At 53.5% G+C, this 21,869-nt stretch carries 21 protein-coding genes and 1 pseudogene; 6 read left to right on the plus strand and 16 right to left on the minus strand.

The window, feature by feature from the left end; all coding sequences use genetic code 11:
* Window positions 1-125: 125 nt before the first annotated feature.
* The 10 genes and pseudogenes from ACF2G4_RS08955 to ACF2G4_RS09000 all read right to left on the minus strand — a co-directional run bounded on the left by ACF2G4_RS08955 (window position 126) and on the right by ACF2G4_RS09000 (window position 11,913).
* The gene (locus ACF2G4_RS08955) at window positions 126-593 is read right to left on the minus strand and encodes a putative T6SS immunity periplasmic lipoprotein (protein WP_409075904.1); all 468 of its coding nucleotides are present in this window, start codon (window positions 591-593) and stop codon (window positions 126-128) included.
* Window positions 587-1,136 (minus strand): annotated as a pseudogene (locus ACF2G4_RS08960) (type IV secretion protein Rhs). Before ACF2G4_RS08960 ends, ACF2G4_RS08955 begins: the two are co-directional and overlap by 7 nt.
* Complete coding sequence (tssH, locus tag ACF2G4_RS08965) at window positions 1,129-3,768, minus strand: type VI secretion system ATPase TssH (protein WP_409075905.1); 2,640 nt, start codon at window positions 3,766-3,768, stop codon at window positions 1,129-1,131. Before tssH ends, ACF2G4_RS08960 begins: the two are co-directional and overlap by 8 nt.
* Before the next feature lie 301 nt (window positions 3,769-4,069).
* Window positions 4,070-4,561 carry a type VI secretion system effector Hcp gene (hcp, locus tag ACF2G4_RS08970; RefSeq protein ID WP_215846017.1) on the minus strand — a complete coding sequence of 164 codons (492 nt, stop codon included), beginning with the start codon at window positions 4,559-4,561 and terminating at the stop codon, window positions 4,070-4,072.
* A gap of 15 nt (window positions 4,562-4,576) precedes the next feature.
* Complete coding sequence (locus tag ACF2G4_RS08975) at window positions 4,577-6,292, minus strand: OmpA family protein (RefSeq protein WP_409075906.1); 1,716 nt, start codon at window positions 6,290-6,292, stop codon at window positions 4,577-4,579.
* 3 nt (window positions 6,293-6,295) lie between these two features.
* A complete protein-coding gene (tssL, locus tag ACF2G4_RS08980) occupies window positions 6,296-6,949 on the minus strand; it encodes a type VI secretion system protein TssL, short form (RefSeq protein ID WP_409075907.1) in 654 nt (217 codons plus the stop codon).
* A complete protein-coding gene (gene tssK, locus ACF2G4_RS08985; RefSeq protein WP_409075908.1) occupies window positions 6,946-8,283 on the minus strand; it encodes a type VI secretion system baseplate subunit TssK in 1,338 nt (445 codons plus the stop codon). Before tssK ends, tssL begins: the two co-directional genes overlap by 4 nt.
* 10 nt (window positions 8,284-8,293) lie before the next feature.
* The gene (tssC, locus tag ACF2G4_RS08990; protein WP_409075909.1) at window positions 8,294-9,841 is read right to left on the minus strand and encodes a type VI secretion system contractile sheath large subunit; all 1,548 of its coding nucleotides are present in this window, start codon (window positions 9,839-9,841) and stop codon (window positions 8,294-8,296) included.
* Window positions 9,842-9,875: 34 nt separating this feature from the next.
* A complete protein-coding gene (tssB, locus tag ACF2G4_RS08995; RefSeq protein ID WP_243077470.1) occupies window positions 9,876-10,373 on the minus strand; it encodes a type VI secretion system contractile sheath small subunit in 498 nt (165 codons plus the stop codon).
* Window positions 10,374-11,043: 670 nt separating this feature from the next.
* Window positions 11,044-11,913 (minus strand): helix-turn-helix domain-containing protein, encoded by an 870-nt coding sequence (locus ACF2G4_RS09000; protein ID WP_409075910.1) that lies wholly within the window; start codon window positions 11,911-11,913, stop codon window positions 11,044-11,046.
* A 178-nt stretch (window positions 11,914-12,091) separates the two neighbouring features.
* On the opposite strand from ACF2G4_RS09000, the gene ACF2G4_RS09005 reads away from it, so the two are divergent.
* A complete protein-coding gene (locus ACF2G4_RS09005) occupies window positions 12,092-12,991 on the plus strand; it encodes a DMT family transporter (protein WP_215848233.1) in 900 nt (299 codons plus the stop codon).
* Between the two features lie 36 nt (window positions 12,992-13,027).
* Here the strand turns inward: ACF2G4_RS09005 and ACF2G4_RS09010 are convergent, their stop codons facing one another.
* On the minus strand, window positions 13,028-13,267 hold the full coding sequence (locus tag ACF2G4_RS09010; RefSeq protein ID WP_215846009.1) for a hypothetical protein: 240 nt from the start codon (window positions 13,265-13,267) through the stop codon (window positions 13,028-13,030).
* A gap of 268 nt (window positions 13,268-13,535) precedes the next feature.
* Between ACF2G4_RS09010 and ACF2G4_RS09015 the strand changes: the two genes are divergently transcribed.
* Complete coding sequence (locus ACF2G4_RS09015) at window positions 13,536-14,756, plus strand: MFS transporter (protein WP_215846008.1); 1,221 nt, start codon at window positions 13,536-13,538, stop codon at window positions 14,754-14,756.
* Window positions 14,757-14,823: 67 nt separating this feature from the next.
* Here ACF2G4_RS09015 and ACF2G4_RS09020 read toward each other — a convergent pair whose 3' ends face one another.
* Complete coding sequence (locus ACF2G4_RS09020; protein WP_409075911.1) at window positions 14,824-15,699, minus strand: SMP-30/gluconolactonase/LRE family protein; 876 nt, start codon at window positions 15,697-15,699, stop codon at window positions 14,824-14,826.
* Window positions 15,700-15,962: 263 nt separating this feature from the next.
* On the opposite strand from ACF2G4_RS09020, the gene ACF2G4_RS09025 reads away from it, so the two are divergent.
* On the plus strand, window positions 15,963-16,130 hold the full coding sequence (locus ACF2G4_RS09025) for a hypothetical protein (protein WP_215846003.1): 168 nt from the start codon (window positions 15,963-15,965) through the stop codon (window positions 16,128-16,130).
* Between the two features lie 72 nt (window positions 16,131-16,202).
* On the opposite strand, the gene ACF2G4_RS09030 is transcribed toward ACF2G4_RS09025, so the two are convergent.
* The 4 genes from ACF2G4_RS09030 to ACF2G4_RS09045 form a co-directional block, all read right to left on the minus strand.
* Window positions 16,203-16,484 (minus strand): hypothetical protein, encoded by a 282-nt coding sequence (locus ACF2G4_RS09030; protein ID WP_215846001.1) that lies wholly within the window; start codon window positions 16,482-16,484, stop codon window positions 16,203-16,205.
* A gap of 253 nt (window positions 16,485-16,737) precedes the next feature.
* A complete protein-coding gene (locus tag ACF2G4_RS09035; RefSeq protein WP_409075912.1) occupies window positions 16,738-17,541 on the minus strand; it encodes a hypothetical protein in 804 nt (267 codons plus the stop codon).
* Window positions 17,542-17,550: 9 nt separating this feature from the next.
* Window positions 17,551-18,003, minus strand: a complete 453-nt coding sequence (locus ACF2G4_RS09040) for a universal stress protein (protein WP_409075913.1) — start codon at window positions 18,001-18,003, stop codon at window positions 17,551-17,553.
* 7 nt (window positions 18,004-18,010) lie between these two features.
* Window positions 18,011-18,796: an IclR family transcriptional regulator gene (locus ACF2G4_RS09045; protein WP_243077466.1), complete on the minus strand. Its 786-nt coding sequence runs from the start codon at window positions 18,794-18,796 to the stop codon at window positions 18,011-18,013.
* 151 nt (window positions 18,797-18,947) lie between these two features.
* On the opposite strand from ACF2G4_RS09045, the gene ACF2G4_RS09050 reads away from it, so the two are divergent.
* The 3 genes from ACF2G4_RS09050 to ypdK all read left to right on the plus strand — a co-directional run bounded on the left by ACF2G4_RS09050 (window position 18,948) and on the right by ypdK (window position 21,858).
* Window positions 18,948-20,549: an MFS transporter gene (locus tag ACF2G4_RS09050; protein WP_409075914.1), complete on the plus strand. Its 1,602-nt coding sequence runs from the start codon at window positions 18,948-18,950 to the stop codon at window positions 20,547-20,549.
* 6 nt (window positions 20,550-20,555) lie between these two features.
* Entirely contained in the window at window positions 20,556-21,584 is a 1,029-nt protein-coding gene (locus tag ACF2G4_RS09055) for an efflux RND transporter periplasmic adaptor subunit (RefSeq protein ID WP_409075915.1), read from the plus strand.
* Window positions 21,585-21,786: 202 nt separating this feature from the next.
* Complete coding sequence (ypdK, locus tag ACF2G4_RS09060) at window positions 21,787-21,858, plus strand: membrane protein YpdK (RefSeq protein ID WP_006120362.1); 72 nt, start codon at window positions 21,787-21,789, stop codon at window positions 21,856-21,858.
* Window positions 21,859-21,869 lie beyond the last annotated feature (11 nt).

Consider the following 21,869-nt stretch of genomic DNA (forward strand, 5'->3'; position numbering starts at 1 on the left):
AGATGTGTAAATAAAAGCATCAGGAAGAAACATAATTCCGGCGATGATGAGCAGAAATAAGGCTAAAATTTTAATAAATTAACTGCGATGATGGCCTGGTCATTGGAGAGTAATTTATATATTTATTATTCAGACACCTGAATTGAACCATACGGCCTTGCAATTTCACGATCGGTCAACGGAAAATTATAAACCTTCCCATGATCTATCCCCACGCCGACAACGAACTTCCGTGGCTCATCATCATGTTTCTTTGAAATTAATATATATTCGACAATGAACTTCCCATTATCAGGGAAATAATAAAAAGAAGGGGGGATACATAACTTCCCATCAACGATCGTGAGGCCAGGAGAAAAATTAAAATCTTTTTCCTTAGAGGGGGTTTCTCGTGGATTTATCCCTATGTCAGCAGGTTGGTAATCCTGAGCATCAATAACGTTAAAACATATGTTATTTCCCTGTTTACTAACAGAAGTGCTTTCATGCGGGATAAACCTGTCTCCCGGACCAGGGCATCCAGTTAATATCAACAGAAACATGCCAGAAAAAACAACTGACCAAAACATACGAAAGCCATACACTTTCACCATGGGAACCCCCGTAATGCAATTTTGTATTGTTCACGTATTACTGACTCCGTAGTATTTCCATCCAGAGTAATGGTTGGATTTTTACCCCCCCCACAATCGATGTCATACCTTATATCCCTGAGTTTGCAACGTAAAATCATCCGCAATGATCTGCGCCTGTTGCTCCATCGGGTAATCACTTAACAACCGGCCATCAAGCGTATAACGATAACTCACCAGCCAGCTGACAAGTCCCCGACCAATCACATTCATCCCTCTGGCCCGTTGCCAGACGTGGCTCATTTCATGGATAAAGAGATGCTGCATATCATCGGTCGACAGCGAAAAGTCATCATGGTACTGATTACGAAAATACAGCTCACCGTTCGGTGTCATTGCCGTATTTTCATTCTGCAGATTAAACGGCAGATAGCTGTCCTTGTGGATCCACACGCTTGCATACTCAATCGTTGACGCAAATACCGACTGTGCCAGCTGTATTTCACCTGTCATCAGTAACCTGACACTACCTTCTTTTGCTTTATCCTGATTTTTTTCAGCCATGAGCAAACTCTAGCGCAATCCCTTCTTCATCACTCCATCCCAGCGTCAGCGATTTTGGTTTTTGCTTCGCGGCCATATGAGTAAGTAACTGCTGGCTCAGCACCGGCAAAACTTGCTGGTTTAGCAGGCTGTCGACATTACGCGCACCGGTATCCGGCAGCAGACAGGCAGCCGTCAGGGCGTCGAACAGACTCTCGTCGATATGGGTGGTCAGACCGTAATGGCGATGTAAGCGCTTGCTGACCTGGCCGAGCTTCATTTCTACAATGGTGCGCATTGCCGGCTCGCTCAGTGGGCGGTAAATCACCGTCTGAAAACGTGCCAGCAGCGCCGGCTGGAAGTGGGCGCGCAGGATCGGTCGCAGCAGTTCGTGCAGGTCGCCTTCGGTGGCATCCGGCTGTTCATCCAGCAGCTGCATCAGATGGTCACTTCCAAGGTTCGAGGTCATCAGAATAACGGTGTTACGGAAGTCGATTTCACGCCCTTCTCCGTCACGCATAAAACCCCTGTCGAACACCTGGTAGAACAGGTTCATCACGTCACGGTGTGCTTTTTCCACTTCATCAAGCAACACCACGCTGTACGGGCGCTTGCGTACCGCTTCAGTCAGTATGCCGCCCTGACCGTAGCCGACGTAGCCCGGCGGCGACCCTTTCAGCTGGCTGACGGTGTGCGGCTCCTGGTACTCCGACAGGTTGATGGTGATAAGGGACTTTTCGCCGCCGTACAGCACATTCGCCAGCGTGAGCGCGGTTTCGGTTTTACCGGTGCCGCTCGGGCCGACCAGCAGGAACACGCCCTGCGGGCCGTTCTCTGAGGTGAGTCCGGTTTTGGCGGCGCGCAGCCGCTGCGCAATGGCGTTCAGCGCCACATCCTGGCCCACCACGCGTTTGCCAATTTCATGCTCCAGACTCAGCAGTTCAGTCTGCTCATCCTTCATTAATGAGGAGAGCGGCACGCCGGTCCAGTCGGCAATCACGTTGGCGACAGTACGCGTATCCACATCCACCTGAATCAGCGCATTATCCTGCTGTAGCGTTTCCAGCTGTTGCTGCAGGTCGTGGATGTCGGCCTGACGGCTGATGTCCTGACGGCAAACCATCAGCTGTTCTGCCAGCGCTTTTTCTTGCACGAAACGCTGTTCCTGTGTAGCGATATCCGTACTCAATACCAGACGCAATTTTTTAATGGTATCCAGCCGCTCACCCTGGGAATGACCGCCGACAGCGGTATCTTCCAGCAGCGCCTGCTCTTCCAGCGTGAGCGCGGTCATCTGCGCGTTTAGATGAGCGATGGCTTCCGGCACGGTATCAAGACTCATGCGCACCCGGGCGCTCGCGGTATCCAGCAAATCGACCGCTTTGTCCGGCAACTGGCGCCCGGTCAGGTAGCGTCGGGACAGCGTGACGGCAGCGCGCACCGCATCGTCAGTGATGTACACACCATGGTGTTCGGCGTAGCGGGATTTTAGGCCCCTGAGCATCAGGCAGGCGGTCTCATCATCCGGCTCGTCGACTTTCACCATCTGGAAACGGCGTTCAAGGGCAGCGTCACGTTCAAAATACTGTTTGTACTCAGACCAAGTAGTGGCCGCGATGGTGCGCAGTTCGCCACGCGCCAGAGCCGGCTTTAGCAGGTTGGCGGCATCCGCCCCGCCCGCCTGATTGCCCGCACCGATAATGGTGTGCGCTTCGTCGATAAACAGCAGAATGGGGGTAGGTGACTGCTGCACCGCATCGATGACGTTTTTCAGACGCTGTTCAAACTCCCCCTTCACCCCCGCGCCCGCCTGCAGCAGGCCAAGGTCAAGGGTACGCAGGCTGACGGTTTTCAGCGATTCAGGCACATTGCCCTCGGCAATGCGCAGCGCCAGACCTTCCACCAGGGCCGTTTTACCGACACCCGGTTCGCCGACCAGAATGGGGTTGTTCTTACGACGTCTTGAGAGAATATCCACCATCTGACGAATTTCAGTATCACGACCAAACACCGGGTCAATCTTGCCCTCTTTCGCTTTGGCGGTAACGTCGAGGGTGAAATTATCCAGTGCGCTTTGCAGCGCCGGGTTCAGTTCACCCTCTTTGACGTCAGCGCCCACCGGGCGGCCAACGAATTCGACCTCGCCGACGTGCCTCTGCGCCAGCTCTGCTGCCTGCTGAACCTCCGGTCGCTCGTCCGACTGCGCATCAAGCAGCGGTCGCAGAGACTCCAGCTGGCTCTGCCCCAGCGTCAGCAGCGGCCACAGACCGTCGCAGCGTGCCAGTTTTGGTTTACCGATAAGCGCCATCAGCAGATGGACACTGCGCATTTGCGCTTCTCCGTTAAGTGACGCAATCAGCCAGGCTTGCTGCATCAGCGTCTGAATATTGTCAGACAGCTGCGGTCGCCCGCGCACCGAGCGTGGCAGTGTATCCAGCCAGCCGAGCAAATCCTGCCACAGCGCGTCCATATCCCATTCGTAGCGACGCGCCAGCACCGTGAGGTCGCCCTCGCCCTGTTCCAGCAGTTTCAGCAGCCAGTGCTCCGGCAGGATTTCCGCATGGGCGCGGGTCTGGCACAGGGAGGCCGCCCCTTCCATGGCGCGGGCGCAGTAAGGGTTCAGACGTCGCAACAGGATGGCTGGATTTTCCATAACTCTCTCTCTTTATTAACTGCCGGACACGCTACCGCCCCTCGCTGTTTCCCGTTCAGGGGGACCAAAGCGCATGCGGTCAGGCTGGCAGTTTGTGGGTTTCTTTGCTCAACGTCCGTCACGCAGGCGCTCAGCAAAGAAAAAGGCGGGCAGAACGGACTGCCCGTCTGAGTGGTTACTCTAAATAGTTCGTGCGGTAACAAGGCGGCAAGTACGCGAATCCCCGGGAGCTTACAGCGGTAAGTGACCGGGGTAAGCGAACGCAGCCAACGCCGTTACCGCACGAAATATGACGAGTAACTTAGGCGGTGGCGCGTTCGTTCCACGAGTCGGAATGAATGATGTTGCCGTCTTTGTAGGTCCAGGTGATCTTCTCGTAACGCAGTTCGATCGCTTCGAGGTGGTTATGCTTCTCGTAGCCCGGGTCTTTGATGTCGTGCATTTTCGGCGCGACTTTCACCAGTTTCACGTTTTCAAGCTTGGTGTTGAAGTACTCCACTTCCTGGCCTGCGTCGTTGATTTTGTACCACTTGAACTCAGCAGATTTCAGCGTCTGGCCTGTCGTTACCGCTTTGTACAAATACGGGCTGGACGAGTCGATTTCTTTGGTGAACAGGAACGGGGTGTGAATGCGGGTTCCGGTCAGCTTGCCGGTGTTGTTATCGGTCGGGATGTACAGAGTGTGTTCCTGTGCAACCACTTCGATACTGCCTTCACGGTCCTTAACGTCTACGGACCCTTTAATGTCCGCACCGCCATCGTCTTTGAGCCAAAGATAAACAGGAATTGCCATGGTTTACTTCTCCATTTATTGAGTTAAAACGTCACGTTCATCCGGTGACGCTGGTTTTGTATCGGGCATCTGGCAGGCATCTGCCTGCGGTACCAGACTGATTTCGACACGCCGGTTAAGCGCACGGCCTTCCGGGGTATCATTGGTTGCAACAGGCCGGCTTTCGCCGTAGCCCTGCACCGCAAAACAGCTTTCGGGCACGTCGCCGGTATCGCGCATCCAGTTACGCACCGCTTCGGCGCGTTTCTGCGAGAGTGTCTGATTGAGGGGGGGATTGCCGGTGTTGTCGGTATGTCCGCTGACAACAATCAACCAGCCCGGCCTGGCCTTGATACCCACCAGGGAGTTCACCAGCAGTTTGGTGGACCCCGTCTTCAGATCCGCTTTGCCGGAGTCAAAAAGCGACAGGTTGTCGAGGCGAACCGTTTTCGGTCCCTGTACGATTTTCTGGATAACAGGTGCCGGGGGGACTGGCGGAGCCCAGTCACTGACCGCCGCCTCAACAGGTGCCACAAGGCGCAATCCCTGGTACAGGCCCATGCGATAACGCAGCGGTTCTCCCCGACGCTGCCAGTCATCCAGCAGGCGACCGTCAGCCTGCAGGCGCTGTTGAGCCTGCGATTTTGGTGCCGGAGGCTCGCCACTGAGGCGATAGTAGAGTGCAAGATGGTCGCCCACGCTGCGGATAAGACGCTGGTTATTGATAAAAGACGCTAGCATCACCAGCGCGAGGAAAACGCCTGCGAGCAGGCCCACATGACGCCAGAACGCCATCCGTCGACTGATACCCCTGCGACGCGGCAGACCCGGAAGCAGCAGTTCTGGCAGAGGAAGCGGGTCTGCAGAATCCACCCGCTCCGGCGGCAATGCCGTTATGCCGGCAATATGCTGTTGCCAGAGGCTATTGGCCTGCCCGCTGACCGGCACCATGCAAAAACCCTGTGCACAAATCTTCAGTGCGGGCAGTTCTCCCTGCCGGGCTGTCAGCAAACTGTCTATCTGACCCCCCTGCCAGCCCAGCAGGCTGTTAAGCCACAGCGCCTGACTCAGGCGACTAAAGCGCCCGGAGGGCTCGATTTCATTGAGCCAGTCAGCAAGCTGCCGGTTTCCCTGCCCGGGCTGATGGACCTGAATACCAGCACGGTGACTGATCGTGGTAAACCAGACCGGCACTTCCTGCACACAAGCCCCTGGCGGTGAAACCCAGGTCACGGACCATACGGGTGGCAAACCGCCCAGCCACGGGCGACACTGCACCACAGCACGCTGCCAGCCCCGAAGACACTGGGTAAAATCATCCGGGCTGTGATGGTGTTCAGGCAACGTCGCCAGCAGTACGGAAATCTGTGACACCAGCGCCGGTCGCACGAGGCTCAGGTGTTGCACCAGCAAAGGGAGTTGTTCTGCATCATTGACCCGCAGGTACCACCCCTGGCGGGTTTCACGGTGTTGGGTTTCGGACCCGAACAGCGCCGCAGAGTCCCCGCAGGCGAGGATGACCGCCCCCTGGAAGTCCTCCGGCGGCAGACTGTCCTCGGTCACGTGATTAACCGTTCCGTGACGGCGTTGCGATACTCGCCACTCCCGCCACAGCACGACGCCACAGACCAGGACAACCAGCAGGCAAAGCGCCACCTGGCTACTCACAGAGAGTGGCCAGAACCCCAGTATCAGCCACAGGGCAAAAAGACCCGCCAGTGCTGGCAGCAGAGCCCGGTAAATATCACGCATCGCTTACCCCGGCCTGATTATCTGGTTCACCATCTCGGTAAGAGATGAGGAGAGGAAAAACCAGAGCGCGACCAGCACCACGGTGCCGGCAAACCAGGACAGCCAGTACCACCGGCGACCGCTGCGCAGGCGCGATGCCCTGACGATAACCGGCGCATCGTGGGCAAGCTGAAACGGTGGCACTCGCTGACCCAACCTGCGCACTACATCCTCACGGCGTTCGTCATCCTGTGCACGGTACTGCCCTACAAAGCCCAGTTGCACCGTACGGTACAGGCAGGTCAGCACCGCCGTATCGGGCGCAGTTTCTTTGAGAAGCATGCGGATCCTTTCCCATAACTCCTCACCGGCGTTAAGCGTGCTAAAGAAGTACGCCTGCAGCGGATCGCGGTGCCAGGTCAGATAACCATCATCAGACGTGCCCCGGTTGAGTACGCTTTCATCCAGCAGGGCACACAGGGCATACACCATGTGATCCCGTTGGGTTTCGCTGTACCCCGCATCGGCCAGCGCGGTACGGGCCTCTTCCACCAGGCGGCGGGCCTGCCGGTAGAGCCGTTCACCGTCCCGGACTTCCTGCCCACCGCGCAACTGGCTCGCCATCAGCCAGCCGGGGTAAAAAATGCGTTCTATCTGGCTCAAATCGGAGGGTTTCATGTACGCAGCACCGCATAAAGTTCCAGTTTCACATCCCCCAGCGATTGCGGGGTGTAGAAGGTACAACTGCCGGCCTCCAGCATGGCTCGGGCGGCAGTTGTACTCAGATCCAGCGCAAAATACTGGTTCTCCAGGCGCAGCGGGATGGCCGCAGGAACATGGCTGAGCGGTTTAATCACCATGCCGCTCAGGGCCACGTTCACCACCTCGGAAACATCATCAAAACTGCCGGCCTTACATAGCTGCGGGAATTTCACCTGCAGATCATGGTTCGGCATGGAAGCACGCACGGAAAGGTAGAAGTCCGCCCCTTCACGCAAACGCGCATCGTGCAGTAATCCTTTCCAGATCTGCTCGTCTCGCTCGAGATGAATGCTGATTACCCGCGATGGCAGGCTGGCCTCGAGCAGGTTATCGAGCAGCGTCAGCAACGGCGGGAATACCTGCTCCGGCGCTTCATGCCGGTAAACCGGAATATCGGCGGCGTCATGCTCCAGTGAGAACGTCAGCAGACTGCCCACCAGACGGGCCAGTTCGCGATACAGCAGTTCGGGGTGACGGGTGGGATTTTGTAGCAGTTCTGCCAGTACCGGCTCAGCGCTGTTCAGGGCATTCAGCAACCAGAACAGAGAAACATCCGCAACGGCAAAGTCGGCCATCCGTTCGTTGCTTTCACGCCGCATAGCCATCAGGCGCTGGCGTCGTGCCTGAAGGCGTTTATAAATGTCACCCAGTTCCGCTATCAACAGCGGGCTCGCGGCAAGAGAAAGCAACGGCGGAATGAAGGTCAGATCCCGACTCCATTGCCCCTGAGCATTGCGCACGAGGCGTGTTACCGGACAGGTCAGCCAGGCGGTATTTTCCTGTGTAGACAACCTTAGTGTCATCGCATGGCGAAGGATGGCCAGTTCGCCGCGTTCGTTTCCGGCCAGCTCCTGCACCGGCACCCGCTCGGCTTTCCACCTGCGGGGGCGTTCACTGTCTCTCCCGTCATCAAGATTGCCGCCGTTGGCACTCAGCAACGGCAGCGCCAGTAGCACTTCTACGGCATCCTGCGCCTGTGCGGCGGACAGATCACAGACCGGCGGCAGATTGTCCGACAGGTCGGTATCCACCAGCGTGCCATCCGCAAATCGCACCACCAGACGGGTGGCATTGAGGCGGGACAAGGCCAGTCCGGCATCATCAAACGAAGCGGCCACCACGCCCCAGGGGTGAGCCAGCCCCATACGTGCGACCGTGTCGGTCACATGCGCATCCCACAGCGCCTGCTGCTGAAACTGTTGTGGGGCCAAAAAGGCCCCGTCTTCCCACAGTGGACGATAAATTTTCATCGTTTTCTGTCTATGCCTTAGCCTTCGGCATCTGGGAAACCAGCGACAAGTTGACGTCCATGCCTTCAACCTGGAAGTGCGGGATCGCATACAGTTTCACGCGGAAGAAGCCCGGATTATCTTCAATATCCTCTACGGTCACTTTCGCATCGCGCAGCGGGTGTGACGCCTGAAGTGAATCGCCCGGATCGGTCATTTCAGTCACCAGCGTGCGTACCCAGGTGTTTAGTTCCAGCTCCAGCAGACGACGGTCTTTCGTCGTGCCGATATTTTCACGCTGAATAAGCTTCAGGTAGTGCGCAATACGCGACAGCAGGAAGATGTACGGCAAACGGGAATTAATACGGCTGTTAGCCGTCGCATCCGCCGTGTCATACAGCGTCGGCTTTTGCGCGGAGTTAGCCGAGAAGAAGCAGGCGTAGTCGCGGTTTTTGTAGTACGACAGCGGGATAAAGCCGAGGTTGGCGAATTCAAATTCGCGGGTTTCCGGGATCATCACTTCAGACGGGATCTTCACCTGATTGCCGGTGCCCAGGTCATACAGGTGGATCGGCAGGTCCTGCACCGCACCGCCGGCCTGCGGGCCGCGAATCTGCACGCACCAACCGTTGCTGATGAAGCTTTTCACCATATTGGCCGCAAAGGCAAAGGAAGCGTTGGTCCACAGGTATTTATCGTGGTCAGGGCCTTTCACCTCTTCGACGTAGTTGAAGCTGCGCACCGGCACAGTGTCCGGGCCGTATGGCAGGCGGCCCAGCACGCGCGGCATCACCAGACCGATGTAGCGGGAATCGTCCGTCTCGCGGAAGGATTTCCACTTGATGTATTCGGCGCGGTCGAAGTAGTTACCAATGTCCTTGATAGCCGCGACCTCTTCCATTTTGTCCTTAAGGAAAAATTTCGGACCCGCAGAACCGATGAACGGCATATGGGCGGCAGCGGACACTTTGGAGATATTACGCAGCAGCGCCATGTCCTGCGCAGAGGCATCAAACTCGTAGGCAGAAATCAGCGCGGCAATCGGCTCTCCGCCCGGAGAATCGTATTCTGCGGTATATGTGTGCTGGTATAATCCGCTCTGAATAATCTCCGGCGCGTCTTCAAAATCCTGACGCAGGTCATCTTTCGACACGTCCAGCAGTTCGATTTTGACGTTCTGACGGAAGTCGGTTTTGTCGACCAGGGACTTCACCCCGCGCCACAAAGACTCAACCTTTTGAAATTCCTGATGATGCATGACTGCATCCAACTGGCGGCTAATCTGAAAATCCAGCTCGGCGATATGGTGGTCAATCAGGGTTTTGTCCAGCTTTTCAACTTTTGAACCCGCTTTGCTCAGGCACTCCAGAAACACCTGCATGCCGGCGGTCAGACGCTCATCGGCCGTCGCATCCGACATTGCCTGGTTGTCCTGCCAGATATCAAGCGCACTCAGCTCTGACACCGGGTTCAGGTTGATTTTTTCAAACAGGGTGGCATACACACCACCTGCTTCCGGGCGATCCGGCACGATACTTTCCCCGCCGGCAGCATTTTCATTTTTCACAAACATCAGCATCTTCTCTTCGTTAATCCGTTAAACATCACGACCTTCAGGCTTGTTTTGGTGCCAGGGCAGACAGCTCATTACGCAGTTCTGCGCTAAGCGTTGGGTCAAGCAGGATTTTTTCCAGCTCTTTGCGGAAGGTCGCGTTGTCCAGCAAGTTAGCCTTCAGGTCGCGCAGCAGATTACGCATGGCAAGCATCGCCTTGAGCTGCGGGATTTGACGGGCTACCTGCTCCGGCTCGAAGTCTTTCATCTGAGCGAAAGAGAGGCTGACGTTTTCTTCACTGCCGTCACCGGCCAGGGTGTTTTCTACAGAAAGATTGACGGAGGGGGAGAATTCGGCGAGCACGCTGTCGAAGTTGTTTTTATTGACGTCGACTTTTTCACGCTCAGACGCCGGACGTTGCTCGGCACCGTTGCTGTAATCGCCCATCACCATCAGTTTGAGAGGTAATTCGACTTTCTTCTGCGCACCGCCGGTATGCACACTCAGTTGGATATTAACGCGAGCCTTTGGGATCTCGGATTGATAGGAATTAGACATGGCTGTCCCTGTTCTATGGAGTAATAGAAACGGTCAATACCAGTGAGAAATTAATAAGAACGGCTTACCATGCCAGCACAACCCCCCTGTTCACATCATCCGACGTGAATCAAAAAACAGGCGTCAAAAGCAAGCACATTCCATTCACTAGCATGCTGACACTGTGTTTTTTGGGTATTTATCTGAAAAGAAAAAATTCGGATAATCCCCTATGGACGGAGTTTAGAAACGTTAGTTGTGTGATTGGAAGTAAAATTATGTAACCTAATATTTCAAATAATGCATGTGGCAAAAAGAGATCATCTTTCTGATTTATAAGAAATTTCTTACGACGTCTCTGCAAGGCCCATGGAATAAGGGTGTACGGCAAATGATCAATTTGACTTAAGGTTAAAAATTGTGCAGAAAACCCAAATCTCATGAGGGATCTGATTTTTTAATTTTTTATTAAAAATGAGATCTCGTCCATTACCGGGTAAACGGAAGATAGCGTGTGACCTAAGAAGCAATATTTTTTATTTTTTTTCTTAAATAAGGCTTATTGATACTCGCCGGGGAAATCAGAAAGGTTGACGGTGTGGCTTGCTCATATCTCTTCCCGCAGTGAGAGATATGAGTCCGATAGACATGGCGCAGAACGCCTGAAGTGCACCGATATTTCTTATCAGCTTCAGCCCATCCCTTGGCGATAAACAGAGGGTGAAACACCGTGAACCTGGCGGAAGCGATTACTGAAGTGACTGGAAGAGTAGAACCCACAGCGTAATGCAATATCAGTAAGTGAAAGCTGCGGCTGTGCCAACAATTGCTGTGCGCGCTGCATGCGGCGACGCATAATAAATTGATGAGGTGCCTCGCCAACGGCGTGACGGAACATGCGGGCAAAGTGAAACTCACTTAAGGCTGCTTCCTGCGCCAGCTCCGCGAGCGTTAAAGGTTGATCGAGATTCGCGTCAATAAACTCCATCACCCGACGCTGTACCGCTGGTGCCAGCCCGCCACGCACCTGCGGTAATTGCCATTGAACGTCACTGTACTGCTGCAACAGATGTGTCAGAAGCAGCGTTGAGGCGCTGCTCAGCATGAGCTGGTTAGCGGGCTGTTGCCAGTCGCAGCTCAGCAAAAAATGGCGATAGAGTTGGGTGATACGATCGTCATCGGCGAACACTTTTTGATCGAGCGTGAGCCGCGCAGGACTGCGATCCCACGTCTGTTCCGCCAGCTGGCGCATCTGAGTTTCGGTACAGTAAAGGTGTACAAACGACAAGTTTGCTCGCACATCCCAGGTGGATTCGGTTCCTGCGGGCATTAAACAAAAGCGATCGGGGCCGCCGCCGTTATGCCAGCCGTGCGGCGTTTTATGCCATGTGTCATAACCGTCGGCAACGTAGAGACTGAGCGTGTGATGATCGCTGAGATTGGTCACCCGCACGCCACGGTTAAACCACGCCGCCAGCTGAACACCGCTATTTAAATGCACCGTATCGCGTAACTGCGCATTGGCGCGTTGCAGAATATCAAACGTCTGGTAGGTGCTCATCGTCGCATCGGTCCCTTAAACACATGCGGTGAGTTTACGGCGGAAGGCGGACAGAAAACAGGTCTCATCGGGACGACTGCGAAAAATGCGCAAGAATTTGCAAGTTCAGCGCAGCCCGGTGCAAGCCAGCCTGCCAGAGGCGGCATACACTGCGCCCATTCTGGTATGGAGAATCGCAATGAACCTGTTTTTATACCTTTCCGTCGTCATCATTTGGGGCACCACCTGGATTGCCATTTACGCACAACAGGCTGCGGGCGGCAGTGCTGTCACCGTGGCGGTGTTCTGGCGATTTCTACTGGCTGCTGGGGTGATGTTGGTGGCGCTGCGTCTGTTCAAACGCCTGCAGAGCTTAACGCTGCGCGATCACCTGTTTTGCCTGTTACAAGGCTGCTGTGTTTTCGGCTTCAACTTTGTCTGTTTTTATCATGCAGCCGCGTGGATCAGCAGTGGACTGGAGTCGGTGATCTTTTCGATGGCGGTGCTGTATAACGCTCTCAACAGTTGGATCTTCTTTCGTCAACGACCTTCAGCACGCCTCTTCCCCGCCGCCTTGCTGGGTATTGGCGGTATCGTCGCCCTGTTTTGGCATGACCTGCGTGACACCCAAGCTTCAGCCGAGTTGCTGTGGGGCATTGGATTAAGCGCACTCGGTACGCTGGGCTTTTCGTTTGGCAATATGATCAGTAATCGCCATCAGCGCGTGAAACGCGATGTGTTGACCACCAACAGTTACGGCATGCTCTATGGCGCGTTAGTGATGGCGGCGTTATCGCTGGTGCAAGGTGAATCGCTGCAACCTACCTGGAACGTGCAATGGTTGGGGGCATTAAGTTATCTGGCAATATTTGGCTCGGTGATTGGCTTTGCTGCGTATTTTACGTTGGTAGGCCGTATTGGATCGAGTCAGGCCGCCTATTGCACGCTGCTGTTCCCGCTGGTCGCATTGGCATTATCAACCCGCTATGAAGGGTATGTTTGGCACGCAAGCGCCATCCTTGGCCTTGTCATGATCTTGCTGGGCAATTTAGTGATGTTTGCCCGCTGGCCGACGATCCGTCGCCGCGCTATTGCTTGACTGGATTGCGGGTTTCGGCCCGCATTCTGTTGAGTGTCAGGCCCATTGTTGTTGGTTTATATTAAGTTTCTGTGGTTGATTGATGGCTTTACGCGCAATCCAGTAAAGCAACACACGCTCATCGTCACTATCACGATCGGCCATCGACAGCAGCTTCAACGCCAGAGTCGACTTTGTTACCGGCTGTTGCTCTACGCTCAGTTCAATCACAGCCTGACCGATAATGCAGCACACTTCATTCTCGCTGGTAACGGATTCATATGTACGGTCTTTCATATTTCCTCCTGATAAGTGAACCCTTAGCCTGGCAAAAAAACTACAAACTTGCTTTCGCAACGCGCTGATTGAAACATTATCTTACGGCTAATTACCATTACTTATTACTTTGCCGCTTCGGTTACATCTGGCGGGACAAACCGTTCATACCCGCTTAGTGGCATTTCATTCCGTTTACCGTTGCGTTCATTCCGTTGTTTCTCCTACGCGCGAAAGCCTGAAGTAACCTGAATGCAGTTTCCAGATTCCCAGGCGGGAGAGATAAGTCATGAATCAGACTCAACAAGCGTCTTACCAGCGTACGCGCTGGCTTACCCTGATCGGCACCGTGATTACGCAGTTTGCACTGGGTTCGGTTTACACCTGGAGTTTATTCAACGGGCAGTTATCACAAAAACTGGATGCCTCAGTCAGTCAGGTGGCGTTCTCGTTTGGACTGCTCAGCCTGGGTCTGGCTGTCGCGTCGTCGTTGGCGGGTAAATTGCAGGAACTGTTTGGCGTACGTAACGTGACGATTGGCGCGGGCATTTTAATGGCGCTGGGCTTTTGGCTGACAGCCCATGCGGACAACCTGATGATGCTCTATCTCAGCGCCGGTATTTTAGTGGGTCTGGCGGATGGCGCGGGTTATCTGATGACATTATCGAACTGCGTTAAGTGGTTTCCTGAGCGGAAAGGCATGATTTCAGCCTGTGCGATTGGTGCATATGGTTTGGGAAGCCTGGGTTTCAAATTCATCTGTGGCGCGCTGCTCACACGCTTTGGTCTGGAGCAAACCTTCATTATTTGGGGTCTGCTGGCGATGTCGATGATTATCATCGGTGCCTTGATGATGCGTGAAGCACCACAACAAAGCGCAGCGAATGCCATTCGCGAACGGACACGTGATTACACGCTGGCGCAATCGGTACGCTTACCGCAGTACTGGATGTTGGCGTTGATGTTCCTGACTGCCTGCATGAGCGGTTTGTACGTTATCGGGGTGGCGAAAGATATTGGTGAAGGCTTGGTGCATTTGACAACGCAAACTGCTGCAAACGCGGTAACGGTGATTGCGATTGCTAACCTCAGCGGCCGTTTAATCCTCGGCGTGTTGTCAGATAAGATGGCGCGTATTCGCGTCATTTCACTGGCGCAGATTGTGTCACTGACCGGTATGAGCGTATTGCTCTTCACCCAGATGAATGAAACCACCTTCTTCTTATCAGTCGCCTGTGTCGCCTTTAGTTTCGGCGGCACGATTACCGTGTTTCCGTCATTGGTCAGTGATTTCTTCGGCCTGAATAATTTGACCAAAAACTATGGATTAATTTATCTCGGCTTTGGTATTGGTAGCGTGATGGGATCGCTGGTGGCTTCGCTGTTCGGTGGATTCACTGTCACCTTCAGCTTGATTATGACGTTATTAGTGATCTCACTGTTTTTGTCATTGACCGTTCGTCTACCGCAGCGTGATGCCCCCGGCAAGCAGCTGTTACAGCGCAACTGATCCGCACATACCCTGCGGCACAATAGTGCTGAAAAAAGGGCTGCATGCGTTGCAGCCCTTTTTCGTTTTAGCCGCGAAACAGCGGCTCAGCAAGACCTGCAATATCAAGCTCCACCGAAAAAATGTCGCCTGATTGCGGGTAGCGTGCCAGCTCTTCCTCGGTACGATCTTCACGTGAACTGGTGATATAGAGCGTTTTCAAATCCGCGCCTCCGAACGCCACCATGGTGGGCCATTTCACTGGCAGGGCGATTTCATCAACAATCTCTGCGCTGTTGGGATCGATACGCACTACGCGCCCGCCATCAAATTGCGCAGACCAGTAAAAGCCTTCACTGTCGACCGCGGCGCCATCGGGCAAACCGCCTTTTGCATCAAAACGGCGGAAGAGTTCGCGTTCGCCCGGTTCGCCGCTCTCATTCAACGGATAGCGATATAACACCTCGTTCGGCGTATCGCTGTGATACATCCAGCGGCGATCGGCGGAAAAAGCCAGGCCGTTTGAGATTTTTATGTCACGCGCTTTTACTTCCAGTTCCAACGCTGAATTGACTCGGCACAGCAGGCCACCGTTTTTGTCTTGTGGTTCCCAAAGACTGCCACACCAAAAGTTGCCCCAGGGATCGACGCGTCCGTCGTTGAAACGGCTTTTCGCCGCAACGCCCGGATTGTCTGCCACTTTGCGTTGTGGCTTGCCTTGCGCATCCAGCAACCACACACCGCTACGAAGCGCTGCAATCAAGCCGCCCTCTTCCCGTAAGCCAATGCATCCCACTTCTTCAACCTGCGGAAAGGTCTTCACTTCACCACTGCGTGGATCAAAGCAGTGGATAGCGGGTGCCAGAATGTCAACGCACCATAAAACCTGCTCCTTGACTGACCACAACGGGCATTCGCCTAATTCAGCTTGTAAAGCTAACGCTGTTTTAACTGTATGTGGCATTGCTCTCTCCCAATCAGATAACCTGATAATAATGTAGCGGCAATTTCGCCCGAAATGAGAATTATTTTCTCTTGATTTTAGGACTATTCTCGCCGATAGTATTTTCTATTCAGTGAATTCTGATTGGATTATATTTTCTTGCTGCAAAAAACCGCACTTTGTAATACTCCGAAATATCTCTCTAAATAACTCTACATTTTGTGCATCTTCACTCCATTTTTCCGGCGTAGTGTCGTAGTCATCGGAAAAGAGGAGAACTTTCCATGAAAAATATTATTAAAGTCGCTTCGGTGTTTGCGCTAATTACTTTACTTAGCGGCTGTATCATTGGACCGCGACACGGCGGCGGATATCATGGAGGCGGAGGTTATCATGGAGGGCATCACGGCGGTTATCATGGCAATAACCATGGCGGGTATCATCGCCGCTAACGGGCAAAGATTTCACACAGCATAAAATAAAAACAAGATCAGGGCGGGACAATGTATCCCGCCCTTATTTTATTAACTCTTCACCGCATAATTACATTGATACCAAGCCTTCTTCAGACCTGGAATATGGCTATCCTGCGCCGGTAAAGATTCAACTTTATCAAATCCTTTCTTATTGCAATATTCCGCCAGATCAATGTCCAGCGCGTCTTTATTAACTTTCTCTGGATCAAAACGATATTGCACTGTATTTGAACGGGTATCTTCATCAATGCGTTCAAATGCTCCCGGTTTGTTGGCAGTACAACCGCTCAACAGAATAAGCGCCAGTGCGCCGGTTAATAATTTATTCATTTTTTCATGTCCTCACATTGCCGCGCAGTGTAAGCCGCTACAGCAGACGCATCCATAGGATTAATGCGCGAATTCTTTCAATATCACGAGATTTCACCGATTAAATCAATAAGATTAAACGGCTATATCTATCATCAACGGCGTGACAAGATGCATTCAGACAAAACGAAGTCTGTACCACACCAGGTAAAATCCAGAAGAAAAACTCATCTTGACCTTTCTAGCCCGCGCTGAGCGGGTTTTTTTTTGCCTGCTAGCCGGAAAGTGCAATCATTCTACGAAGCAAATTGGCCGCTTGCTTGTCAGGTAATGCGAGAATCGCGCTATAAAGATCGATCGACATCACGCACATTGATGAACGATCTACAGCGGTATCGGCTGGCATGTTCAATTGCTGCAGCTTATCTCCCCATTTTTTATAGAGATGTGCCACGATATTTTGCAGATCCCGCTGGGCTGTGACTTTATCCATTGGCTGTTCCGCGCCAGTGCTGGCCAGCAACAGCTGTTCCATCGCCTGCGCGTCCAGTTTATTCAACTCGGCAGAAAGGGTTTTCTCAACATTCACACCGCCGCTAACTTGCGGATAAAGATAGCGAAAGCAGAGCTGCGGATCGCGCTGGTTCAGCGCCTGCATCTCCTGCACTGAAACACCGATATAATTTACGACGGCTTTATCTGATGCGCGCATCAAACGCTGATTAATGACATCCGCCAGCCAACCACGCAGTTCGCCAATCGCCTGCTGCGGTGATTCACCCGCACGGGTTTTGTGCAAGAGCTCCTGTACCAGCAATTGCCACAGCGCAGGTTCCTGCTGTTGTAAAACGCGATAACCGGGCGTTTGTGACAGCAGCAGCACCGCTTTTTCGCGCTGCTGCGCTTGCTGCTGCTTGGGTTGTACCCAACTGAACCAGATTAAATTCGCCAGGAGCAGCGGAAAAACAAAAATAAGCACGCCTTGCCAGGCTCGCAGTCGCGTCGTTTTTATCAGCACGATGATAATCAACGCCAGCAGCGCAAAAGCCACCAGCGTAATGATGAACAGAGAGGTCATGCGGAAAAGTTAGTCCTTACGAACGTCAATTAAAACCGGGCAATGGGCTCGTTCAATCACAGAAGCACTCACTGATCCTTTCAGTAAGCGATTAAAGGATGAAAGATGGCGACGACCCATAATAATCATGCTGGTTTGAAGCTGTTCCGACTGGGCAATGATGGTATCAGCCGCTTCGCCCGCCAGGATCATTCCGCGCGCATTTACGCCAGCACGTAACAGTAATGCCAATGCACGGCGCACCACCATCTCGGCACTGTTTTGCTCATCTTGCGCGGCAAGGAAATCAGCGGGATCTTCACCTGCATCAATCTCAATCGGTTGGTTGCAAGAGGAATAAGATGGGTCAATGCAGCACAGCACCACAACCTGCGCGTTATGCGCCAGCGCTTCATCAGTGGCCAACGAAATAATTTTTTCAGAGACCGGCGAATTATCAATGGCCATTAACAAGGTTTTCATCAAAGGGTTATCCTTCTACAGCGGCGATTTTGCCAATTTCGCGCACCAGCGCGTCTTTGCACTTGAGTATTTCTTCACGATAGCGAGCTTCGTGCTTAAGAAATCGTGCAGTCGGTACCAGTAAAGAGACAGAGAAACGGCCAAACAGCGTGTCTAGCGCCACCGCCATGGTGGAGATGCCTTCCAGCGTTTCACCCCGATCGTAAGAGATGCCGGTTTCACGTACTTCCGCGATTCGTTCAAGCAATTGAGGCAGGGTTTTCACCGTCATTTCAGTGAGTTCACGGTAAGCTTCACCCACCATAACCCGCACATCTTCATCGCTTTCTAACGCCAGCAATGCCCGACCACCAGACGTACTGTAAAGCGGAAGATTCAACCCTATACGCGGCACTACGCGCAGTTCACGCGTTGCCACCACATAATGCACGATAGCCAATTGCGTGCCGCTGGCGCGCGCCAGTGAAACGGTTTCGTTGATGTCGGCGCACAATTTTTCCAGCAGCGGCTTCGCTAAATCCACCACATCGGTGTGCACGCTTGAAATAAGTTTGAGCAGCGCCGGGCCAAGTCGCAAACCCCCTGCGCCGGTACTGCGTACCAATTGCGCACTGTCGAGCGCCGCAACAATGCGTTGTACCGTTGAGCGGGGTAAATCAACCGCCTGCGCGATTTCTCCCAAGCTCATGCCGCCTGGATGTTCTCCCAGGGCGTTTAAGATTTTTGCTGCGCGAGCGATAACCTGAATACCACCGGTTTTTTCATCCTCGCGGCTGGATGGAAGTTGAGCCATAGCGTCGTCCTGTTTGAGCTGCCCTACTGTAACGCGAAAAAAACACTTTTTACAGCCTGTACCACATTGCAATACAGCATATCGGGATGTAAGATTACGACCTGTATCACATCGCAATACACTGCATCATAAAAACAAGAGATCACCTGCTATGACCGTCAAGCCAGCCCCCGCGCCGGCGCTCCATCCTTTTACTCTGCGCCTTGCGCTGGGTTTGATCGGCGTATTAATTGCTGCACTGACCTCGGGATTAAACGATCGCGTTACCGATATCGCTTTAGCTGATATTCGTGCGGCTACCGGCATCAGCTACGATCAAAGTAGCTGGATAATTTCTGCTTATCAGGCCGCCGAAGTGGCGGCGATGATGATCGCGCCTTGGTTTGCCGTTACCTTCTCGCTACGCCGCTTCACATTAACGGTGGCGGCGGGTTTTATGCTGACCGGCATTCTGCTGCCATTGATGCCAACCCCGGCAATGTTTATCGGTTTACGCGTATTACAGGGTTTATTTGGCGGTGCGCTGCCGCCGATGCTGATGACCGTTGCGTTGCGCTTTCTGCCGCCACCGCTAAAACTGTATGGTCTTGGCGCTTATGCCTTAACCGCGACGTTTGGCCCTAATATGGCCGCATCGTTGGCGGCGTTCTGGACCGATGATGTCAGCTGGATGTTTGTGTTCTGGCAAGTCGTGCCCGCGATGCTTATCGCAATGGTATTGATTGGCTACGGATTGCCACAGGATCCCCTGCGTATTGAACGTTTTAAGCAGATTGATCTGTTTGGCATGCTCACCGGCTGCAGCGCCATGTCACTGCTGATCCTGGTGCTCACTCAAGGTGAACGTCTCGACTGGCTCGATTCGCCGTTAATTGCCGGCATGCTGCTGACCGCGCTGCCGCTGTTTGTGGTGTTCCTGATTAACGAATGGTTTCATCCGCTGCCCCTGTTTAAGTTACAGATGCTGCAACGCCGTAATCTGACACATGGATTACTGGCGCTGGCAGGCGTATTGATCGTTTCGCTTTCAGGATCTGCCCTGCCTTCCGCTTACTTTGCTCAGGTTGAAGGTTTCCGTACTGTGCAGTTTGCACCGCTGGCGTTAACCATCGGCCTGCCGCAGTTGCTCATCGCCCCACTGATTGCGGCGTTGCTCAATATTCGCTGGATTGACTGTCGCTGGATGCTGGCGGCGGGACTGGGATGTTTAGTGACTTCCTCTCTTTTGGGGATGCAGATCACCAGCGACTGGGCGCGAGATAACTTTTGGCTGATTCAAATCCTGCAAGCTTTCGGACAGCCGATGGTGATCTTGCCGATATTGATGACCGCGACCAGCGTGGTCGCACCGCCGGAGGGGCCTTTTGCCTCGGCAATGTTTAATACCGTGCGTGGTTTTTCCAGCATTGCGGCATCAACGTTAGTGAGCTGGTTTGTTAGCCACCGTGAGCAGTTTCACTCCAATATTTTGATCAACAACGCGGCCAACCGTTCGTGGTTAATGACCGCGTCAGAGAGTAGCCAGGCCAACAGTAGCCATCCGCTGTTGCCTGACGGCAGCGTTAGCGCGACCGAAAACCTCAGTGGTTTTGCAACATTAATAAAGCATCAGGCGCTGGTATTGAGTCTTAGCGATACCTGGCTGCTGCTGATTGGCTTTGCCGCCTTCCTGCTTTTATTGACAGCCATTGTGCCGAAGCGCGTCTGGCCACCACAAACTTTGATTCAACCCGTATCACCGACGTCGAGATAATTGAATATGCGTGCTTTAGTAATGAGAAAAACTGTGCTGCTGAGCCTGCTATTGCTGGTTTTACTGGTCATGGCCTTTTTTGTCTGGTCTGCGATGACCGGCAACGATCACCGCACCAATGATGCTTACGTCAATGCCGACTACACGTTAGTTGCGCCAAAAGTGTCAGGCTATATCGCCAGTGTAAATGTGCAGGATAACCAGCAGGTAAAAGCGGGCGACGTGTTGGCAACGCTGGACGATCGAGATTATCGCGTGGCACTGGAAAGTGCCGCAGCAGATTTGCAAGTGAGCCAGGCCAAACTGCTCAGCAGCCAGGCGCAGCTAGAACAGCAGCAATCCGTGATTGATCAGCAAAAAGCCAGCGTTGCGGCCAGCCAGGCATCTGCGCAATACGCCGGACAAAGTGCCGATCGCTACAATCGCCTGTATAAAAGCGGCACCGTGGCGGCTGATGATCAGCAAAAAGCCAGTTCGACCCAGCGCTCAGCACAGGCGGCGGTGCGCCAAAGTCAGGCGGCATTAGCCTCAGCAATGAAAGAGGTGGGCGTGTTGCAGGCAGCAGTGAGTTCGGCAGAAGCCGATGTCGCAGCGGCTAAAGCCAGCGTTGATCAGGCGCGACTTAATCTCTCTTACACGCGCATCATTGCGCCTGTGGCGGGTATGGTGGGTCAACGATCCGTGCGTTTGGGTGCCTACGTTTCTGCTGGCACTCGCCTGCTGGCGGTCGTCCCGCTGCAGCAAACTTACATCACCGCCAACTATCTTGAGACGCAATTAGCGGATGTCCGGCCAGGTCAGCGCGTTAACGTGACAGTGGATGCGCTACCCGGTAAAACCTTTGTAGGCCGCGTTGACAGCATTGCTCCAGCCACCGGCGCCACCTTTTCTGCCATCTCTCCCGACAACGCAACAGGTAACTACACTAAAGTCGTTCAACGCCTGCCAGTGAAAATCGTGCTGGATAGCGAGCAGCAAAATCTGGCGCAATTACGGGTAGGCATGTCCGCGATCCCTGAAATTCAGGTGCGTTAAATTTTGTGAGTAATATCTCAGTATCACCCTATTTCATTTACGACTGAATCCGCGTAAATTAGCGCCCGATCCTGTTCTGAGTTGCTCAGATCGACCCGAGAAAAAGCGTTTCGTGGTAGTAAGCGGAGACCTTGTTCTCAATCTGTTCGCGTTGCGCTGGCCGGGGATCGCCATCATCGTAACCGCTCAGAGGAGTTGTTTTGTGAAATATGCCTTGATGGGAATTTCGTTTTTCGTGTTGCTGTGGGTTGGCACGTTTGTGCTGATGCTGTAACGCCGCAGGGG

This window comes from Pantoea phytostimulans (assembly GCF_046118715.1).
GTDB lineage: Bacteria > Pseudomonadota > Gammaproteobacteria > Enterobacterales > Enterobacteriaceae > Pantoea > Pantoea phytostimulans.

What these genes read in the sequence shown, in the direction of transcription:
- ACF2G4_RS08955 (WP_409075904.1), bottom strand. Translation starts at nt 593, where the DNA reads ATGGTGAAAGTGTATGGCTTTCGTATGTTTTGGTCAGTTGTTTTTTCT.
- tssH (WP_409075905.1), bottom strand. Translation starts at nt 3,768, where the DNA reads ATGGAAAATCCAGCCATCCTGTTGCGACGTCTGAACCCTTACTGCGCC.
- hcp (WP_215846017.1), bottom strand. Translation starts at nt 4,561, where the DNA reads ATGGCAATTCCTGTTTATCTTTGGCTCAAAGACGATGGCGGTGCGGAC.
- ACF2G4_RS08975 (WP_409075906.1), bottom strand. Translation starts at nt 6,292, where the DNA reads ATGCGTGATATTTACCGGGCTCTGCTGCCAGCACTGGCGGGTCTTTTT.
- tssL (WP_409075907.1), bottom strand. Translation starts at nt 6,949, where the DNA reads ATGAAACCCTCCGATTTGAGCCAGATAGAACGCATTTTTTACCCCGGC.
- tssK (WP_409075908.1), bottom strand. Translation starts at nt 8,283, where the DNA reads ATGAAAATTTATCGTCCACTGTGGGAAGACGGGGCCTTTTTGGCCCCA.
- tssC (WP_409075909.1), bottom strand. Translation starts at nt 9,841, where the DNA reads ATGCTGATGTTTGTGAAAAATGAAAATGCTGCCGGCGGGGAAAGTATC.
- tssB (WP_243077470.1), bottom strand. Translation starts at nt 10,373, where the DNA reads ATGTCTAATTCCTATCAATCCGAGATCCCAAAGGCTCGCGTTAATATC.
- ACF2G4_RS09000 (WP_409075910.1), bottom strand. Translation starts at nt 11,913, where the DNA reads ATGAGCACCTACCAGACGTTTGATATTCTGCAACGCGCCAATGCGCAG.
- ACF2G4_RS09005 (WP_215848233.1), top strand. Translation starts at nt 12,092, where the DNA reads ATGAACCTGTTTTTATACCTTTCCGTCGTCATCATTTGGGGCACCACC.
- ACF2G4_RS09010 (WP_215846009.1), bottom strand. Translation starts at nt 13,267, where the DNA reads ATGAAAGACCGTACATATGAATCCGTTACCAGCGAGAATGAAGTGTGC.
- ACF2G4_RS09015 (WP_215846008.1), top strand. Translation starts at nt 13,536, where the DNA reads ATGAATCAGACTCAACAAGCGTCTTACCAGCGTACGCGCTGGCTTACC.
- ACF2G4_RS09020 (WP_409075911.1), bottom strand. Translation starts at nt 15,699, where the DNA reads ATGCCACATACAGTTAAAACAGCGTTAGCTTTACAAGCTGAATTAGGC.
- ACF2G4_RS09025 (WP_215846003.1), top strand. Translation starts at nt 15,963, where the DNA reads ATGAAAAATATTATTAAAGTCGCTTCGGTGTTTGCGCTAATTACTTTA.
- ACF2G4_RS09030 (WP_215846001.1), bottom strand. Translation starts at nt 16,484, where the DNA reads ATGAATAAATTATTAACCGGCGCACTGGCGCTTATTCTGTTGAGCGGT.
- ACF2G4_RS09035 (WP_409075912.1), bottom strand. Translation starts at nt 17,541, where the DNA reads ATGACCTCTCTGTTCATCATTACGCTGGTGGCTTTTGCGCTGCTGGCG.
- ACF2G4_RS09040 (WP_409075913.1), bottom strand. Translation starts at nt 18,003, where the DNA reads ATGAAAACCTTGTTAATGGCCATTGATAATTCGCCGGTCTCTGAAAAA.
- ACF2G4_RS09045 (WP_243077466.1), bottom strand. Translation starts at nt 18,796, where the DNA reads ATGGCTCAACTTCCATCCAGCCGCGAGGATGAAAAAACCGGTGGTATT.
- ACF2G4_RS09050 (WP_409075914.1), top strand. Translation starts at nt 18,948, where the DNA reads ATGACCGTCAAGCCAGCCCCCGCGCCGGCGCTCCATCCTTTTACTCTG.
- ACF2G4_RS09055 (WP_409075915.1), top strand. Translation starts at nt 20,556, where the DNA reads ATGCGTGCTTTAGTAATGAGAAAAACTGTGCTGCTGAGCCTGCTATTG.